This window comes from Pseudomonas syringae pv. coryli str. NCPPB 4273 (genome assembly GCF_000972175.1).
In the GTDB taxonomy this organism is placed as follows: Bacteria; Pseudomonadota; Gammaproteobacteria; order Pseudomonadales; family Pseudomonadaceae; genus Aquipseudomonas; species Aquipseudomonas syringae.
In genome coordinates this window covers 134606-152720 of record NZ_AWQP01000019.1, presented here as the reverse complement: position 1 = coordinate 152720, position 18115 = coordinate 134606, and the positions used below count along the sequence as shown (strand labels likewise).

Annotated in this window: 14 protein-coding genes and 1 pseudogene; 5 read left to right on the top strand and 10 right to left on the bottom strand. The window is 61.0% G+C overall.

Annotation, left to right across the window (positions count from 1 at the left end; all coding sequences use genetic code 11):
- Positions 1 to 25 precede the first annotated feature (25 nt).
- The 4 genes and pseudogenes from P406_RS09720 (at position 26) to P406_RS09710 (ending at position 5494) form a co-directional block, all read left to right on the top strand.
- The gene (locus P406_RS09720; protein ID WP_003414465.1) at positions 26 to 1561 is read left to right on the top strand and encodes an HDOD domain-containing protein; all 1536 of its coding nucleotides are present in this window, start codon (positions 26 to 28) and stop codon (positions 1559 to 1561) included.
- Between the two features lie 45 nt (positions 1562 to 1606).
- Positions 1607 to 2422 (top strand): annotated as a pseudogene (locus tag P406_RS29775) (rhodanese-like domain-containing protein); the annotation flags it as partial.
- A gap of 168 nt (positions 2423 to 2590) precedes the next feature.
- The gene (gene asd / locus P406_RS29770; RefSeq protein WP_024640312.1) at positions 2591 to 3454 is read left to right on the top strand and encodes an archaetidylserine decarboxylase; all 864 of its coding nucleotides are present in this window, start codon (positions 2591 to 2593) and stop codon (positions 3452 to 3454) included.
- A 255-nt stretch (positions 3455 to 3709) separates the two neighbouring features.
- A complete protein-coding gene (locus P406_RS09710) occupies positions 3710 to 5494 on the top strand; it encodes a cyclic-di-GMP receptor FimW-related protein (protein WP_046236070.1) in 1785 nt (594 codons plus the stop codon).
- Between the two features lie 66 nt (positions 5495 to 5560).
- On the opposite strand, the gene serB is transcribed toward P406_RS09710, so the two are convergent.
- Positions 5561 to 6775: a phosphoserine phosphatase SerB gene (serB, locus tag P406_RS09705; protein WP_024649469.1), complete on the bottom strand. Its 1215-nt coding sequence runs from the start codon at positions 6773 to 6775 to the stop codon at positions 5561 to 5563.
- 130 nt (positions 6776 to 6905) lie between these two features.
- On the opposite strand from serB, the gene P406_RS09700 reads away from it, so the two are divergent.
- Positions 6906 to 8447 (top strand): HAMP domain-containing protein, encoded by a 1542-nt coding sequence (locus P406_RS09700; RefSeq protein WP_004409466.1) that lies wholly within the window; start codon positions 6906 to 6908, stop codon positions 8445 to 8447.
- 316 nt (positions 8448 to 8763) lie between these two features.
- On the opposite strand, the gene P406_RS09695 is transcribed toward P406_RS09700, so the two are convergent.
- From P406_RS09695 to P406_RS09655, 9 genes are all read right to left on the bottom strand, one after another.
- A complete protein-coding gene (locus P406_RS09695) occupies positions 8764 to 9459 on the bottom strand; it encodes a PqiC family protein (protein WP_003414458.1) in 696 nt (231 codons plus the stop codon).
- A 183-nt stretch (positions 9460 to 9642) separates the two neighbouring features.
- On the bottom strand, positions 9643 to 11898 hold the full coding sequence (gene parC / locus P406_RS09690; protein ID WP_046236069.1) for a DNA topoisomerase IV subunit A: 2256 nt from the start codon (positions 11896 to 11898) through the stop codon (positions 9643 to 9645).
- Between the two features lie 10 nt (positions 11899 to 11908).
- Positions 11909 to 12388, bottom strand: coding sequence for a retropepsin-like aspartic protease family protein (locus tag P406_RS09685; RefSeq protein ID WP_153222477.1), 480 nt, complete (start codon positions 12386 to 12388; stop codon positions 11909 to 11911).
- Between the two features lie 38 nt (positions 12389 to 12426).
- On the bottom strand, positions 12427 to 13404 hold the full coding sequence (locus P406_RS09680) for an esterase-like activity of phytase family protein (protein WP_046236068.1): 978 nt from the start codon (positions 13402 to 13404) through the stop codon (positions 12427 to 12429).
- Positions 13401 to 15305 carry a DNA topoisomerase IV subunit B gene (gene parE, locus P406_RS09675; protein ID WP_046236067.1) on the bottom strand — a complete coding sequence of 635 codons (1905 nt, stop codon included), beginning with the start codon at positions 15303 to 15305 and terminating at the stop codon, positions 13401 to 13403. The genes P406_RS09680 and parE overlap by 4 nt, the downstream gene beginning before the upstream one ends.
- Positions 15306 to 15381: 76 nt before the next feature.
- Positions 15382 to 15999, bottom strand: a complete 618-nt coding sequence (locus tag P406_RS09670; protein WP_046236066.1) for a YqiA/YcfP family alpha/beta fold hydrolase — start codon at positions 15997 to 15999, stop codon at positions 15382 to 15384.
- A gap of 88 nt (positions 16000 to 16087) precedes the next feature.
- A complete protein-coding gene (cpdA, locus tag P406_RS09665) occupies positions 16088 to 16894 on the bottom strand; it encodes a 3',5'-cyclic-AMP phosphodiesterase (protein WP_082100756.1) in 807 nt (268 codons plus the stop codon).
- Positions 16895 to 17039: 145 nt separating this feature from the next.
- The gene (locus tag P406_RS09660; protein WP_003431956.1) at positions 17040 to 17492 is read right to left on the bottom strand and encodes a DUF1249 domain-containing protein; all 453 of its coding nucleotides are present in this window, start codon (positions 17490 to 17492) and stop codon (positions 17040 to 17042) included.
- On the bottom strand, positions 17483 to 18100 hold the full coding sequence (locus tag P406_RS09655; RefSeq protein ID WP_003342963.1) for an NUDIX domain-containing protein: 618 nt from the start codon (positions 18098 to 18100) through the stop codon (positions 17483 to 17485). The genes P406_RS09660 and P406_RS09655 overlap by 10 nt, the downstream gene beginning before the upstream one ends.
- Between the last annotated feature and the right edge of the window lie 15 nt (positions 18101 to 18115).

Sequence of the window (18115 nt, the reverse complement as noted above, 5' to 3'; positions counted from 1 at the left end):
GATAATCAGCCGCACAGGCCCTCGAATGCCGACAGTACACGCAGCACATCACCTCGTTCCGAAGACGCTGGATGCCTGGGTCAAACTGCTTGACGGCATCGCGTTGCCGGTCCCTGCCGTCAATCATGGACACGTCCGCGCCGCACTGAACGACAGTCGTCGGTCGCTGCGTGAAATCGCCGAAATGATGCAGGAAAGTCCTGCGCTGGTGCTCAGCGTGATGCGCGAGGCCAACCATCACACCCACGGGTTGACCGAGCAGGCCGAGAGCCTCGAAATTGCGATCAACCGCCTGGGTCTGGCGCGTACCGAAGTCCTGCTGGGCCGTTTGCCGGCCAAGCCGCCCGAAGAAATTCCTGCAGCCTATCGCCAGCTGATTCTGGTCAGCCAGCACGCCACGCAACAGGCCAACGGCCTGTTTGCCAGCCGCCTTGCGCGACTCTGGCAGGACATTCACATGGGCAGCCTGCTGTTTCTGTCGCCGCTCTGGCCAATGGCGCTGGCCTATCCGAAGCTGCTCGAAGAACTGGAGCTGCGGGTTATCCACAAGGGCCATTCCAGCGTTGCAGTGGAAAAAGAGCTGTTCGGCGTCAACCTGCTGGAATTGTGCCTGGCACTCGCAGAGTTCTGGCGCCTGCCGATCTGGGTTACGCGCGGCTATAAGCTGTTGATCAACGAGCGACGCGATCTGGCCAAGGCGCTGCGCATCGCCCGCGAAGACAACAGCCCGCTGCAGCAGCAACAACTCATGGACGACGACCCCAACCTGCGCCGCTGGCTGAATCAGCCCGCCAATACCGTGTTGCTGGGCAACGGCCTGGCGCTGGCCGCACAACAGGCCTGGAACAGCCCGCATTGCCTGCGCTGGGAACGGCTGACCAGCCTGTACCTGCAACAGTCGATGAGCGAAGTACAGCAACAGGCGCACCAGAATGCCGCCAGCAGCGCACGCGTCCATGCGGAAAAAGACCTCTGGCACCCGGCCGAATCGCTGATCTGGCCGTGGGACGCACGGCGTGTAAGGCGTGACAATGAACCTGCACCGCCGCCATCGGCCGACGCCCTGCAACTGTGGCGCAAGCAATGCGCCGAGCTGCTGCAGGATCCCAGCCCGTTCATCAACGCCATGCACCTGACCACCTCGGCGCGCGATGCATTTATCTCGTGTGGCATGGAGCGGGTCATGCTGCTGATGCTGGACAAGACGTCAACGGTGCTGCGCGTCAACCAGACTGCCGGCCTGCCAAAGGACGCCGCTACCTTGCAGCTGTTCATCAAGGAAAGCACCGTGCTGCAACGCCTGCTGACCCAGCCGACGCAGTTACGCATGACACCCGCCAACAGTGCGCAATTTGCCGCGCTGCTGCCCCCGCAGCTGAAAACCCTGTTCAGCGGCCAGCACTGGCTGATTCGCTCGCTGAGCAACAACGGCAAAGTCATGCTGCTGGTGGTCGCCGACCAGGGCGGCGGGGCCTTGTCGGAAATTTCCGTACAGGCATTCGGAAAAACCGCGCAATGTATTGAACGGGCACTGGGCATCTTTAGTCATCGCAAAGCCTGAGGCCTGGCGTACAATTCGCCCCTTTCCTTTCATCGGAGGCTGCAAATGTCCGCATTCACTGGCTTGTCGCTGGTCATCGAACCCAACGATCTGCTTGAGCGTCTAGACGCCCCGGAACTGATCCTCGTGGATCTGACCAGCAGCGCTCGCTACGAAGCCGGGCACATTCGCGGTGCCCGCTTCGTCGATCCGAAACGTACACAGCTGGGCAAGCCTCCTGCCCCCGGCCTGCTGCCCGACACTGCCAGTCTTAAGCAACTGTTCGGCGAGCTGGGCCACAATCCCGACGCCGTGTATGTCGTCTACGATGACGAAGGCGGCGGCTGGGCTGGGCGTTTCATCTGGCTGCTGGATGTCATCGGCCACAGCCGTTATCACTATCTGGACGGTGGGCTGCTGGCCTGGGAAGCGCAATTGCTGCCGCTGAGCACCGACGTTCCGCCTGCTGCCGATGCCCCGGTCACGCTGACGACGCTGCACGACGAACCTACCGCCACGCGTGAGTACCTGCAGAGTCGTCTGGGCGCCGCCGACCTGGCGATCTGGGATGCCCGCGCGCCGACCGAGTATTCGGGCGAAAAAGTGGTCGCGGCCAAAGGCGGCCACATACCCGGCGCCGTCAATTTCGAGTGGACGGCGGGCATGGACAAGGCGCGCAACCTGCGTATTCGCCAGGACATGCCGGAGATCCTTCGCGAGCTGGGCATCACGCCCGACAAGGAAATCATCACGCACTGTCAGACCCATCACCGCTCGGGCTTCACCTATCTGGTGGCCAAGGCGCTGGGCTATCCAAGGGTCAAGGCCTATGCCGGCTCGTGGGGCGAATGGGGCAATCACCCGGAGACACCGGTAGAACTCCCGAATGTGGCCGCCGCGCCCGTCGAGGCAGTCGAGGTTGCACAACCCGTCACGTCTGCGCAGCCAGCACCAGCACCAGCACCAGCCGAAACTGTCGAACCTGTCCGCGCCACCGAACCGGGACGGACCTCACAGAAATATTCAGGACACTCATCCTCAGGACCTTCAATGAAAGACCGCTTGTTCATCATCAGCCAGTACCTGCTGCCGCACCACCTGCTGTCCCGACTGGCAGGCTGCGTTGCCGAATGCCGCGTGCGCTGGTTCAAAAACGCTTTCACCGCGTGGTTTGCCCGCCGTTATCAAGTGGACATGTCGCAGGCACTGGTCGAAGACCTGACGTCCTACGAGCACTTCAATGCGTTCTTCACCCGCGCATTGAAAGCCGACGCCCGCCCGCTCGATGCCACGCCGGGCGCGATTCTTTCGCCAGCCGACGGTGCCATCAGCCAGTTGGGCCCTATCGACCACGGCCGGATCTTCCAGGCCAAGGGCCACAGTTTCAGCGTGCTCGAACTGCTCGGCGGTGATCCCAAGCTGTCAGCGCCGTTCATGGGCGGCGAGTTCGCAACCGTCTACCTGTCGCCGAAGGACTATCACCGCGTACACATGCCACTGGCTGGCACGCTGCGCGAAATGGTCTACGTACCGGGCCGCATCTTCTCGGTCAACCAGACCACAGCCGAAAACGTACCCGAGCTGTTCGCCCGTAACGAGCGGGTGGTCTGCCTGTTCGACACCGAGCGCGGGCCAATGGCAGTGGTACTGGTGGGCGCGATGATTGTGGCGTCTGTCGAAACGGTATGGGCCGGGCTGGTCACACCGCCCAAGCGTGAACTGAAGACGTTCAGCTACGACGAAGCGGCGCGTGCACCGATCCACCTGGAGAAAGGTGCCGAGATGGGTCGGTTCAAGCTGGGCTCTACCGCCATCGTGCTGTTCGGTCCAGGTCAGGTGAAATGGGCCGAACAACTGACCGCTGGCTCCAAGGTTCAAATGGGCCAGGCACTGGCTGTTCCGGCCCAGGCATGATGGAGGCCTGAGCCTTGATGCATGAGTGTCCGATGATGGACAGTGGCGCTCATGCAACGTGCCGCCGGACGGTAGTAGCTTAGGGCCATAACTGCTGCGAAGCGATGTCGATACTGGTAAAGTCGTCCGATTGATGCTGTAGGATACTTCGCACTTTCATGGGCGTATGCTCGGCACATCGCGGGTGCGCGATAACCTCGGCCCCCATATGAAGCCATCGTCCGGGCCAGTGAGTTGTTGGAGTTTGCCTGTCACATGAGTAATTTTAGCCTCCCTCTGCTATTGCGTGCCCCCACGCCGACGCAGTCGAGCCTGACATTCAGTGAAGCCAATCCCCGCGACCTCAAACGCTGGATCTCCAGATTGCCCAAGGCAAACCTCGGAGAAATGGCACGCCAACTCTATCAAGGGCTGACCGAGCTGAACCAGTTGATCACCCCGAGCGAAAACCGCCTGCAATTGCTTGAACTGCTGCGGCCCGAGGTGTACTTCGTCTGCAAGCACCTTGAACGCCACTTTCTCAATCAGGCCATTGTGCTGGACGAGCGACCACGCAAGGTGGCCAACCTCTGCCAGGCGCTGCAAAACCATCTGGCGACCGGTTACAAGCAAATCATTCAGCAGGTCGCCCCGCGCTACACCCGAGACCAGGCCGGGCTGTTCAGCATCGCGTTGCAACGCGCACTGCACGGGCTCAACGGGCCGCTGATTCGCGCCAACCAGCTTTACTGTCCAGTTCAGGACGGCCTGTGGCTCGAACTGCATCAGATCTACCAGATTGCCCGTCAGTACCAGTTGCACAACACGCCGGTCGAAGAGCCTCTGGCCCATCACAGCAAAGTGCTGAGCGTGGAACAGACCTATGTGATCGCGCTGCTGATGGGCTGCTCGCGCTGCAATCAGATGCGCCAACTGAACATCGGCAAACTGGCCGATGCGCTGGAGGCCTGGAGCGCGCTGGTAAAGCTGCAGTCGCCTGTCGAGGAGAGCAGCCTGTTTGCCCTGGATCCGACTGCCGACAAACCACCGCTGTATCGCACGCTGTTCAATGACGAACAATCTCCACGGCTGCTGGGTATCAACACGTTCGCGCTGGCGGAAGCGATCAATCAGTACCTGGCCCTGCCCGACGACCAGCGCACGCCCTCGCCGCTGCTGATTCCAACCGGCATCAACACCGACCTGCTGCAGCATCTGGCGGTCGCCTGGGGCGATGTGGCCGAACGCACCTTTCAACGCACGCCTGGTAAGGGCACGCTGAAACTGTGCATTGGCATGAGCGCGCTGCATTTCTATGTCGCGGGCCAGAAGTCGTTCAGCGAGCTGTTGCAGTTGAACAGCGCCACCAGTGCAGCGAGTTTTTCGTTGAAGATGGCCAATGACGACGCGGACGATCCATGGGCCTCGGCCTTTGATACGCAGCGCGGCAAGAGCTCATCCGTTCTGCTGCCCTATGAAGAGATCGAATACCCGAAAAACGACGGCGACAGCGAATCGCTTTCCAACAACCAGCACACGTTTCCGACCTTCGACCTGAATATCGTCAACCACAGCCCCGGCGGTTACTGCCTGGCGTGGCAGAAGGAAGTGCCTCAGCAGTTGCAGGCTGGCGAACTGGTGGGTATTCAGGACGACGCAGGCCAGGGCTGGAGTATTGCCATCGTGCGCTGGATCCGTCAGGTACGCAGCGGCGGCACACAGATGGGGATCGAACTGATCGCCCCGTTTGCCCAGCCGTGCGGTATGCAACTGATTCGCGAACAGCAGAACAGCCAGTACCTGCGAACCTTGATGCTGCCTGAAGTACGAGCCATGGAAAAACCGCCCACCGTGCTTGCACCGCGTCTGCCGTTTCAGGAGGGCAACAAGGTGATGATCAACGTCGACGGTGAAGAACGCCGCGCGTCACTGAGCAACCGGCAGGTCAGCAGCGCCAGTTACAATCAGTTCGAGTATCAGATGTACGACGCCCCGAAAGCGGCCGAAACCGAAAAGGTCAGGCCGGATCAGGAATTCGATTCCTTGTGGGGCACGCTGTAGCGATCACTGCGGCAGCCGTCGCGATTGGCCCCTCGCCATCAGGGGCAGACCACGACGGCCCGAGCGTCAGTGCTGTCCTTCGCGGTCGCGGAAACCCAGCAGGTACAGTACGCCATCGAGTCCCAGCGTCGAAATGGCCTGTTTGGCCGATTGCTTGACCAGCGGCTTGGCACGGAACGCTACACCCAGCCCGGCAATCGCCAGCATCGGCAGGTCATTGGCACCGTCGCCGACCGCGATGGTCTGCTCCAGGCTCAACCCTTCCTTGTGGGCCAGTTCGCGCAACAGATCGGCCTTGCGCTGCGCATTGACGATCGGCTCGACGGCTACGCCAGTCACCTTGCCGTCAACCACTTCCAGTTCATTGGCAAAGACGTAATCGATGCCCAGCTTCGCTTGCAGCTGTTTGGCAAAATAGGTGAAGCCACCCGATAGAATCGCCGTTTTGTAACCCAGCCGCTTGAGCTCGGAGAACAGCGTTTCAGCGCCTTCGGTCAGACGCAGAGACGCGCCGATTTCATCCAGCACACTCACATCGAGCCCCTTGAGCAGGGCCAGACGCTCTTTGAAGCTTTCGCTGAAATCCAGTTCGCCGCGCATGGCACGCTCGGTAATCTCGGAAACCTGCTCGCCGACGCCCGCAGCCTTGGCCAGTTCATCGATGACTTCGGCCTCGATGAGGGTCGAATCCATGTCGAACACCGCCAGGCGCCGGTTACGACGGAACAGCGAATCCTGCTGGAACGCGATATCGACGTTGAGATCCTGGGCAACCGCGAGGAATTCGGCCTGCATGGCTTTCGGATCGGCAGGCTCGCCGCGCACGGTGAACTCGATGCAGCCCTTGCCCTTGTCGGCCGGGGTGTCGAGCGGCATGCGACCGGACAAACGATCGATCTGATCGATATTCAGCCCGTACTTGGCAGTGATGGCGCTGACGCACTGCAATTGCTCGGCCGTGACCTTGCGGGTCAGCAGCGTAACGATGTGACGCGCCTTGCCCTGGCCTTCGACCCAGTGTTGATAGTCGGTTTCGGACACCGCCGTGAAACGGACTTGCTGATCCAGTTCGTAGGCGGTGAACAGGATGTCCTTGAGCACCGAGGATCCCTGCACGGTATCCGGAATTTCAACCAGGATGCCGAACGACAGGGTGTCGTGGATCACCGCCTGACCAATATCGAGAATGTTCACGCCACCCTGGGCGAGGACGCCGGTGATGGCCGCAGTGAGACCGGGACGGTCGACACCAGTGATGTTAATCAGGACGATTTCGCGCAAGGCGCACCCCCGCAGTGGAAAAAAACCGCATTCTAACCACATTCAGTGACCACCGGGCACAGGCAGCGCTTTGCCGCCACTGGGTCGCTCGTTATACTGCGCGACAACTTCACCGAAAGAGCCGTGCTCTGTGAACCGGCCCACGCCCGTTAAAACCGATAATTTCTTCCTGCTCATCTTTCGTGCCCTGCGTCATCGCCGTGTACCGATCGCTTTGCGCATCGCCAGCCATAACGTGATCCTGGTCGCTTTGGCGCTGGTGATCTACGCCGGTGTCATGGGCCTGCAGTTCAAGCAGGCCATGCATGAACAGGCTGATGCGCTGGGGCAGGCCCTGACCACCCAGACCGCCACCTCGGCTACCGAGCTGTTGGTGTCCAACGACATCCTCAGTCTCAACGTGCTGCTGGGCAATCTGGTCAAGAATCCGCTGGTCGCGCATGCCGCTATCTACAGTGTGGATAACCGCATCCTCGCGGAGGCCGGCCAGCGCCCGAAAAACGGGCTGCTGGGGGAAGCTCAGGGCCTGTATGAAATCAAGATCACGTTCCAGGACGTGATGGCGGGCCATCTGCGCATCAGCCTCGACATGTCGCAGTTCCAGCAGCCACTGACCATCAGTCTGCAGAGCATGGGCATTCTGGCCGGTATCCTGCTGGCCCTGGCGCTGGCCCTGAGCCTGCGCCTTGGCCGCCACATCTCCACACCACTGATGCAGATGCGTATCTGGCTACGGAATATTGACCCGTACACACCGGCCACCGATCGCCAGGATGAAGTCGGCGATCTGGCGCGCCAGTTGCGCACCTCGTTCGCGCCGCCGGTGCCGGAGCCAGAACCGCTGCCCGAGCCTGAGTATGACGGCGAGGAAGACGACAGCGAAGATCCTTATCTGGAGCCGGAAGAGAAGCCCGCACCAAAGGTTTCGGCACGCAGCAGCGAAGCAAAACCGCGCTTGCCGGCACCACCGGTGCAGCGCCGCATCGTTGCCGAAGAAGATGAAGACGACGATGAGGATCCATTCGCCGATCTGCGCGACCACTCGGACAACTCGCCAGCCGTTCGCCCGGCGGCTGCCTCGGTAGCGCCGATCGAACCGCATAACAGCGCAGTGCTGGCCGTGCAGCTGGGTGCGCAGGATCAATTGCGCCGCCTGCCGCGCGCACGCCTGACCGAATTGCTGCAACGCTACCGCGACTGCCTCGATCAGGCCGCCTCGCTGTATGAAAGCGAGCTGCACACGCTGAATGACGGCAGCACGCTGATGCTGTTCCATAGCCACGAAAGCGGTGATGACTACCTGACCAACGCGATCTGCTGCGGTGAGCTGTTGCGCGCACTCAGCCATGCCTTGCAGATCGAGGTGGCCGACAGCGGCATCACCTTGCAACTGCAACTGGGCCTGACGCTGGGCGAGGGCTTGAGTGGGCTGAGCCAGATCGATCTGTTGCTGACCGAAACCGCGCAGGATGCACTGGCGCTGTCTCAGCACAGCCGCAACCTGCTGCTGGTCGAGCGCCGCATCAACGACGACCCGTTGATCCGCCAACGCGCCCGCATCCGCCCGATCGCCAGCCCGGAAGGTGCCTGCTGCGTAGAACGCCTGATGGAGCCCTACCCGTCGATGCTCGAACGCCAGCTGGCGCGCATGCACGAATCCAACAAGGCCTGATCTTCTCCTCCGCTCACTCCTCTCTCGTGCCCATGCTCTGCATGGGCACGCCGCTCTGGGCGCTCGGCGTCCTATCCTGACTGACCTGGTCCGGCGCAAACAGGTGACGCAGAGCGTCACGAACTGCATTCCCACGCGGAGCGTGAGGAACGATAGGTGTCCGCAAGACCACCGTCGTGCCCATGCTCCAGCGTGGGCATGCCGCTCTGCGTCCTATCCTGACTATGCAGCGCATCAGGAACGCCGAGGTGTGGGAACCAGAGATGAGCGCCCAACAAAAAGCCCGCAGCGATGCGGGCTTTTTGTTGGGCCGATCCTAGAAGCGGAACACTTCCAGATCGGTGCGTATAGGGGACGCCAGTGGAATTCTTGGCTTGTCAGGCTCTTTGGCCTTGGCGACAGGCGTTTTTTTCGGCTCGTCGAGCGCCTGCCAGGAAATCGGTTTGATCGCCGTGCTGACCTGATCAGCCAGGCGCTGCAACAGCATGCCTTGGGCTTTGACCTGATCGGCAGAGCTGCCGGCATGGACTTGTTCCAGGTGAACCAGTCGGCTGTCCCGGACGTGACCCTTGCGGTCCAGAAGTCGCCATTGCGCATCCAGTACTGCGGGCTGTTTGGCACCGGAGTCCAGGCGGGTGATGGACAGCACGACCTGAACATCAGGCGTGAAGCTGGCCGTTGCAGGCGCCATGACGACGCGCTGGCTGTCCAGCTTCCAGGCCAGCTGACGCAAGAGCAACTGGTCGATATCCGAAGACAGGTTGCCCGCCCAGCGCCCATCGGACGAAGCGGTCAAGGTACCGTCAGGCTGGCGTTGCAGCAGGGTTTCGCGTTGCAGATAGTCGGCCACCGAAACAGGACCCAGCAATACTGCCAGACCACTACTCTGTTTCGGCTGACCAGGCTCACCACTATCGAGCTGATAAAGCGCGGTCGGCTGGTGCACACTGCAACCAGCCAGACCCAGAACGCCAGTCATCAGCAGGATCAAGGGAAGGCGTAGAAAATTCATCATCCCATCCAGGTGGCCGTCCAGAGACAGGCCACAGTATTAGTACTTTCAAGACCCATGCAGGCACTGAGCCACGCATGCACCCCAAGACCCCATATCATCCGTGAATATGCACCATGACTCCAGCGATTATGCATCGTACTTCATGGCAAAACGAAGAACCTTGGTGCCAGATCAATGTTTTCAGCTATTTTCCACCAATAATGCATCGACCCTCTGGAAGCCCCTTGGCAGTTTATTGCCACGTCTGCCTCGCTCACCCTTGTAATGTTCGAGGTCTTCAGGTTTCAGCGACAGCGTTCTTTTGCCCGCCTGAAGTACCAGCGTAGCGCCTTGTCCGATCACCGCAAGATCAGTCACATACTCTTCACGGCTGGCTACCCGCTCACCCGGAATACCGATGATCTTGTTGCCCTTGCCTTTGCCCAGTTGCGGCAAATCGCTGATCTTGAACACCAGCAGGCGGCCTTCGGTGGTCACCGCCGCCAGCCAGTTCTGCTCACGATCGGGCACAGGGCGAGGCAGGATGACTTTCGCCCCGGTCGGCAGGCTCAGCAGCGCCTTGCCCGCCTTGTTCTTGGCTTGCAGGTCTTCGCCTTTGACGACAAAACCATAACCGGCATCCGACGCGATCACGTACAACGCATCATCTTCAGGCAACAATACGCATTCGAAGGTCGCACCCGGTGGCGGTTGCAGCTTGCCCGTCAGCGGCTCGCCCTGGCCCCGCGCGGATGGCAGGGTGTGGGCCGCAACCGAATAGCTGCGCCCGGTCGAGTCGATGAACACGGCGAACTGATTGGAGCGGCCGATGGACGAGGTCTTGAAACCGTCCCCGGCTTTATAGGAAAGCCCGGTCGCATCAATGTCGTGGCCCTTGGCACAGCGTACCCAGCCTTTTTCCGACAGGACGACAGTCACCGGCTCGGTGGGCATCAATTCGTTTTCAGACAGCGCCTTGGCTTCGGCACGGGCAACGATGGGCGAACGACGGTCGTCGCCATAGGTTTCCGCGTCGGCAATCAGCTCGGCACGCACCAGCTTGCGCAGCTTGGACTCGCTGCCCAGCAACGCCTGAAGCTTGGCCTGCTCTTTGCGCAAGGCATCCTGCTCGCTGCGCAGCTTCATCTCTTCCAGACGCGCCAACTGGCGCAGACGGGTGTCGAGGATGTAATCGGCCTGAATTTCCGACAGATCGAAACGCGCAATCAGCTCCGCCTTCGGATGCTCGGCGGTACGGATGATGTGGATCACTTCATCGAGGTTCAGGTAAGCCGTGAGCAAACCGTCCAACAGGTGCAGACGATGCTCGACCTTGTCCAGGCGGAATTGCAGGCGGCGACGCACCGTACCGATACGGAACGTCAGCCATTCGCCCAGCAGTGTCTTGAGGTTCTTGAGCTGCGGCTTGCCATCCAGACCGATGATGTTGATGTTCACCCGGTAACTGGATTCCAGCTCGGTGGTCGCGAACAGATGCTGCATCAGCTCGTCCAGCTCAACCCGGTTGGAGCGCGGGATGATCACGATACGGCAAGGGTTCTCGTGGTCCGACTCGTCGCGCAGGTCGGCAACCATCGGCAGTTTCTTGGCCTGCATCTGCGCGGCGATCTGTTCCAGCACCTTGGCACCGGATACCTGATGCGGCAGTGAGGTGACGATAATGTCGCCATCTTCGATGCGATAAACCGCACGCATGCGCACCGAGCCACGTCCGGTCTCGTAGATTTTCAGCAGGTCGGCACGCGGCGTGATGATTTCCGCTTCGGTCGGATAGTCCGGCCCCAGAATGTGCTCGCACAGCTCGGCAACCGTGGCCTTGGGGTCGTCCAGCAGACGAACGCAGGCACTGGCGACTTCGCGCAGGTTATGCGGCGGCACATCGGTCGCCATACCGACGGCGATACCGGTGGTGCCATTGAGCAGAATGTTCGGCAAACGTGCCGGCAACACCGCAGGTTCGTCCAGGGTGCCGTCAAAGTTCGGCACCCAGTCAGCGGTGCCCTGACCCAGCTCGCTGAGCAGGACTTCCGAGTAACGCGACAGACGCGCCTCGGTGTAGCGCATGGCCGCAAAGGATTTGGGATCATCCGGCGCACCCCAGTTGCCCTGCCCGTCCACCAGCGTGTAGCGGTAGCTGAACGGCTGAGCCATCAGCACCATCGCTTCGTAACAGGCCGAGTCGCCGTGCGGGTGGAACTTGCCGAGCACGTCGCCGACGGTACGCGCCGACTTCTTGTGCTTGGCGTCGGCACCCAGGCCCAGCTCGCTCATCGCGTAGATGATGCGTCGCTGAACAGGCTTCAGGCCGTCACCGATATGCGGCAAGGCACGGTCCATTATCACGTACATGGAGTAGTTGAGGTAGGCCTGTTCGGTGAAGTCCGCCAATGATCGGCGTTCTACACCATCCAGGCTGAGGTCAAGGGAGTCGCTCATGCGGGCCTCATTATTTCGTTGACTGGCGCAGCAGCAAATTGCCGCCACGCTGTGTGAATTCGAGTTGTTTCATTGCGCTCATACCCAGCAGCACCTGTTCACCGTCCAGACCGGGCGCCACCAGGGCACGCACATTGGTCAGGACGATATCGCCCAGTTGCAAGCGGTCAAGCGTGGTCCGAAAACCCTGACTGTTGCCGTTGGCCGTGCTGACTGTGACGGGGAAGCCACGCTTGAGCCCCAGACGGTCAGCCATATCACCGGGTACGGCCACATCGGTCGCCCCGGTGTCGATCATGAACTCCACTGTCCGGCCGTTGATCTGGCCGGTGGTGACGAAGTGCCCCTGACGATTGCCTGCCAGTTGCACCTCTATATAGCCGTCACCGTGTTGCGAGGTGACCACGGCGTTGGGGTTCTGCTGCCGGTCTTCCCAGTCGCCGAAAAAGCGCGTAGCGAGAAACAGACCGGCCGCCCAGGCCACGATCATCAGCACCTTGCCAGCGCGCTTGCCAGGCTGCACCTCGCTCACTGCCCGGCACCCCAGCCCGCCTCAGGTGCAGCGAAACGCCAGACGATCGGGCGCTTCTCACCGTCAGCACGCACACCGAAGTTATTGTCGATGCCGATCCATGCGCCCTTCTCGTCCACCACCAGTGCCTCGGTCAGGCCGTAGGGTTGATCGTAACGACGCGACGGCACCATGGCTTCCTTGGCAAACGACCAGCAACGCTCGACCTGCCCGGTTTCGAGATCACGCCGACAGATGCGATACACCGCACGCTCCAGCGTGAACAGCTTGCCGTTGTACAACGACACATCGGAAAAATCCGTCGACACCTTTTTGCTGCCCTGCTCCGGCGGCAACGCATCCAGACCGGACTCGGACAGCAGCACGCAGCTTTGCCCGCAGGTCCACTGCTCCTTGTCGCGTTGCACCACCAGCAGGCCGCGCTTCTCGCGTTCGGCTGCCAGCCAGAGACGGTCGCCCGCAGGACTCACGGCAATCCCTTCGAAAATCGCGTTGAAGCGCTGCAACATGCCCTGAGCGCGCGCCTGATCCACCAGCGCTTGCGGCAAATCCAGCCAGAACGGTTTACCGCTGACCGGAACCTTGAGCACTGCGCCGTAAGCCTCGCTGACCAGATAGCGATTGCCGGCGGCGTCGCAGCTGACACCCTCGAAATCCAGACTACCGCCACGTATCAGCGCGGAAAGACCCGCCATGAAACGCAGCTTAAGCGGCAGATAGCTTTGTGGTGCCGGTGCGTCAATGTGATGTGACTGAGCCTTCCAGGTGTCTTGCGACACATCCAGGCTGTACAGCACATCGTCGTCACGGTCGGACACGGTCCACAGTTGGCCGTTGCACATCGCCAGACCTGACAGATTGCCACCGGCCATGTCATCCACCGGGTGCTCGGATTGCAGCTTCAGGGCCTCGAGTGGCGCAGCGACAGCCGGCACGGCAATCAGGATCAGGGCGGCGAGCCAGGCTCGTATCAAGTCAGGACCTCGGCAAGGTTGCCCTTCGACTCGAGCCAGGACTTGCGATCACCTGCACGTTTCTTCGCCAGCAGCATGTCCATCATTTCCGAGGTAGCCGCGAAATCATCCAGCGTGAGCTGCACCAGGCGCCGGGTGTTCGGGTCCATGGTGGTTTCGCGCAACTGCGGCGGGTTCATCTCACCCAGACCCTTGAATCGGGTGACCTGCGGCTTGCCACGTTTCTTTTCAGCGACCAGACGGTCAAGGATCCCGTCACGCTCGGCTTCGTCCAGCGCGTAGTAGATTTCCTTGCCCAGGTCGATCCGGTACAGCGGCGGCATGGCGACGTACACATGCCCGGCGTCGACCAGCGGGCGGAAGTGCTGCACGAACAAGGCACACAGCAGCGTGGCAATGTGCAGACCGTCCGAGTCGGCGTCAGCCAGGATGCAGATCTTGCCGTAACGCAGCTGGCTGATATCGGCTGCGCCCGGGTCAACCCCGATGGCCACGGCAATGTTATGGACTTCCTGACTGGCGAGCACTTCGCCGCCGTCCACTTCCCAGGTGTTGAGGATTTTGCCGCGCAACGGCAGGATCGCCTGGAATTCCTTGTCGCGAGCCTGCTTGGCGGAACCGCCGGCAGAATCACCCTCGACCAGAAACAGTTCGGAGCGCGCCGGGTCCTGTCCGGCACAGTCAGCCAGTTTGCCCGGCAACGCCGGCCCTTGGGTGATGCGCTTGCGCTCGACCTTTTTGCTCGCCTTGAGGCGCCGACCGGCGTTGTTGATCGCCAGATCGGCCAGCTGCAGGCCCAGCTCGGAGTGCGTGTTGAGCCACAGGCTGAACGCATCCTTGACCACACCCGAGACGACGGCCGCCGCTTCACGGGACGACAGACGTTCTTTGGTCTGCCCGGAGAACTGCGGCTCCTGCATTTTCATCGACAGGACGAAGGCAATACGCTCCCAGACGTCTTCCGGGGCCAGCTTCACACCACGCGGCAACAGGTTGCGGAACTCGCAGAACTCGCGCATGGCATCCAGCAAGCCCTGGCGCAAACCGTTCACGTGGGTGCCGCCCTGCGCCGTCGGGATCAGGTTGACGTAGCTTTCCTGAACGCTGTCGCCCCCTTCGGGCAGCCAGAGCAACGCCCAGTCGACCGCTTCCTTGTTACCGGTGAAGCTGCCGCAGAACGGCTCGTCCGGCAGGCGCAGGAAGTCGGTGACAGAGTCCTGCAGGTAGGAACGCAGGCCGTCTTCGTAATGCCACTCGACTTTCTCGCCGCTGGATTTGTCTTCGAAGCTGACCAGCAGGCCCGGGCACAGAACTGCCTTGGCCTTGAGGACGTGTTTGAGACGGCTGACGGAAAACTTCGGTGTATCGAAATACTTCGGATCGGGGGCGAAATAGACGCTGGTCCCGGTATTGCGCTTGCCAACAGTGCCGACGACCGCCAGTTCGGTAGCCTTGTAGCCGTCAGCGAAGGTCATTTCATATTCGTTGCCATCACGCTTGACCCGCACCCGAACCTGAGTGGACAGCGCGTTGACCACGGAAATGCCCACGCCGTGCAGGCCGCCGGAGAACTGATAGTTCTTGTTGGAAAACTTGCCGCCTGCGTGAAGCTTGGTGAGGATCAGCTCGACGCCGGACACGCCTTCTTCCGGGTGGATGTCCACCGGCATGCCGCGGCCGTCGTCGGAGACTTCGAGCGAATTGTCGGCATGAAGGATGACCTGTACCGAACGCGCGTGCCCGGCCAAGGCTTCGTCGACGCTGTTGTCGATGACTTCCTGAGCCAGGTGGTTGGGCCGCGAGGTGTCGGTGTACATGCCCGGACGTTTGCGAACCGGATCGAGGCCCGAGAGGACTTCGATGGCGTCTGCGTTATAAGAGCTAGCGCTGGGATTGGCCATGGGTTCTCGTTATCAATCTTTCATGGAATTTCGGGGGTTCAATATTCTTGCATTCATGTGACCGGGCATCGATCACCTACAGCGCCGACAGATCGATCTTCTGCAACAGATCGGGGGCAAATCCGGCAAACGTCAGCAGTGCCGGCATGCGCTCGGCAAAACCCTGAAAGCTGTGGTCGCCGCCCGCCTGAATACGCAAGGCACAGGCCCGGTAAAACTTCTCGGCGCGACGATAATCGAGCGTCTCGTCACCGGTCTGCAGCCATACCTGAAACTGCTGCGGGTCCTGCGGCGCGGGTACTTCCAGCTCGGCCAGCGCCCGGATATGGTCTTCGGTCAACTGCCACTGCTCGCCGGTGTACAGATTCTGCTGCACGCCGAGAAACCCGTCGAACAGCTGATGCGGATTGACTGCCGGGTTGATCAGCACCGCCTTGAGGCCGTGCCGCTGCGCCAAATGAGTCGCATAGTAGCCGCCGAGGGAGCTGCCGACCAGCAATGGCCGTCCCAGCGCCGTGATAGCTGCTTCAAGCTGGAGCATGGCCTGACGCGGATGGTGATGCAGTTCAGGGACTTGCAGACGATCAGCCAGACCCAGGGATTTCATCAGCGCGCTCAACTGACAGGCCTTTCTCGACAGGTTCGAGCTGTTCAAGCCATGGATGTATAGCAGTGAAGATGTGTCGCTCGTCACGCTGTTGCTCCCGGGTGCCAGGCAAAGCCGTGTAGTTTACAGGGACTTGCGCTACAGCACCTCACCGGAAACGTATCCGCCTGCCCGATCAATAGCCGGTGCCGCCGTAATCGACCTCGAATTCCAGGCCGACCACTCGGGAAACAGCCGTTTCCAGCCGTCCATCGTCATGCAGTCGCAGCCAGCGATAGCCCGGCGCCGTGGTGTCCACCTTGAAATCCACACTGCCCGGGGCGAACTGAATGCAGGTCGAAGGCGACGCCAGCAGGCGCACGCCGTTACGCATCTGGTCAAACTCTTGATGCACATGCCCCCACAGTATGGCGCGAACCTGCGGAAAACGATCGAGCACAGCAAACAACGCATCGGCATTGCGCAAGCCGATCGGCGCCATCCACTCACAACCAATCGCCACCGGGTGATGGTGCAGGCAGACCAGATGATGCCGGTCAGGCGCTTCGCTCAGCGACTGCTCCAGCAACTGCAATTGCGCAGCCGCGAGAAAACCCGGCACCGAACCGGGCACCGCCGAATCCAGCAGCGTCACCCGCCACTGGCCGATATCCACCACAGGGTCCAGCAGCCCATTAGGCTGCGCAACCTGCTCCATCTGCGGCAGTTCGTCGTGATTACCGGCGAACCAGCGCGCTGGCGCATCGATCCGCCCGCTGATCCGACGAAACGCTTGGTAAGACTCGACACTGCCGTCCTGCGAGATATCGCCGCTGGCGACCACAAGATCGACGTGCGGCTGCTCGGCCAGCACCTGATCAACGACTTTTTCCAGACTGTCCCGCGTACTCATGCCCAACAACGCCTCGTCCGCCTCGGCGAACAAGTGGCTATCGGATATCTGCACCAGCAAAACTGACGATGAAAGGGCTGCGCTCGGCAAGACCGTCTCCCAGAGAGGATTCAGCGCGATTATGTGATGCGGCAACGGGCGGGTAAACCGGGAATGTGCGTGCGGACGAGCATTTGGTCACATTTGCTGATTCACGGTCTTGGGTGGCAAGAACCATCAGTGTGTCGAGAAGCGATCAGCGCACCGCCTCAAACTCATGCCCACACGCCAGGCAGTGACTCAGCCATTCGCCCAGAAACAGGTTGAGCTGGGCTTTTTCGTCTGGTTGGTGCATGTCGGCGTTGGGGTAGGGATAGATGCCCCGGAAGCGCCGTGCATGTTCGGCGCCGATGACTTCGGCCATGCGTGCGTCGTGGTAGACCTGTACTTCGAGCTTGGGCACCGGTAGCCAGGGCAGGCTGTGTTCCTGGCAGACCTGCAAGGTGGTGGTGTACGGGCAGTCGAGCAGCACTTCGACTGCCAGCACGCCCAGCATCTGATCACCCTGGGTAACGGCGACGCGGCGTGAGCGCTGTTCGTTGCGCATGTCGGGCAGCAGGCGCATCAGGCGCGCGTAGTTGGCCTCGCACGCGGCCTGCAGTCCGGCAAGATCGACACGGTAGCGTTCGCGCACTGGATTCACGACCATAAACCCCTTATCTCTGCACGATTCAGCGCCAGCCATTGCAAGGCGATGATCGTCGATGCGTTCTTGATTATTCCGTCTTTCATCGCCTGCATGGCGTCATCGAATGACCAGACCGTGACCCGGATGTCTTCGCCTTCGGATTCCAGCCCGTGCAAGCCGCCCGCGCCTTCGCTCGTACAGCGCCCCAGAAACAGGTGAACATACTCGTCGCTGCCACCCGGCGAAGGGAAGTATTTGGTGATCGGCCACAATGCTTCGAACTTCAGTCCAGCTTCCTCTTCCGCCTCGCGATGAGCAACTTCTTCCGGCTGCTCGTCCTTGTCGATCAGACCTGCGACCAGTTCGACCAGCCAGGGGTTGTTGGTCTTTTTCATGGCGCCTACGCGAAACTGCTCAATGAGCACGACTTCGTCACGTTTGGCGTCATAAGGCAGCACACAGACGGCGTCGTGGCGAACGAACAGTTCGCGGCTGATTTCCTTGCTCATCCCGCCCGCGAACAATTCGTGGCGTACATGCAGCTTGTCCAGCTTATAGAAGCCCTTGAAGCAGTTTTCACGCTTTATGGTTTCAAAAGCGCTTGGTGCAGATCGTGTGGTCTGGGTCATGGGTTTCTCGCTTGC

Bases quoted from the DNA above. Each gene is read 5' to 3' on its own strand.
- P406_RS09720 (WP_003414465.1), top strand. From the start codon at position 26: ATGCCGACAGTACACGCAGCACATCACCTCGTTCCGAAGACGCTGGAT.
- asd (WP_024640312.1), top strand. From the start codon at position 2,591: ATGAAAGACCGCTTGTTCATCATCAGCCAGTACCTGCTGCCGCACCAC.
- P406_RS09710 (WP_046236070.1), top strand. From the start codon at position 3,710: ATGAGTAATTTTAGCCTCCCTCTGCTATTGCGTGCCCCCACGCCGACG.
- P406_RS09695 (WP_003414458.1), bottom strand. From the start codon at position 9,459: ATGAATTTTCTACGCCTTCCCTTGATCCTGCTGATGACTGGCGTTCTG.
- parC (WP_046236069.1), bottom strand. From the start codon at position 11,898: ATGAGCGACTCCCTTGACCTCAGCCTGGATGGTGTAGAACGCCGATCA.
- P406_RS09685 (WP_153222477.1), bottom strand. From the start codon at position 12,388: ATGATCGTGGCCTGGGCGGCCGGTCTGTTTCTCGCTACGCGCTTTTTC.
- parE (WP_046236067.1), bottom strand. From the start codon at position 15,305: ATGGCCAATCCCAGCGCTAGCTCTTATAACGCAGACGCCATCGAAGTC.
- P406_RS09660 (WP_003431956.1), bottom strand. From the start codon at position 17,492: ATGGTCGTGAATCCAGTGCGCGAACGCTACCGTGTCGATCTTGCCGGA.
- P406_RS09655 (WP_003342963.1), bottom strand. From the start codon at position 18,100: ATGACCCAGACCACACGATCTGCACCAAGCGCTTTTGAAACCATAAAG.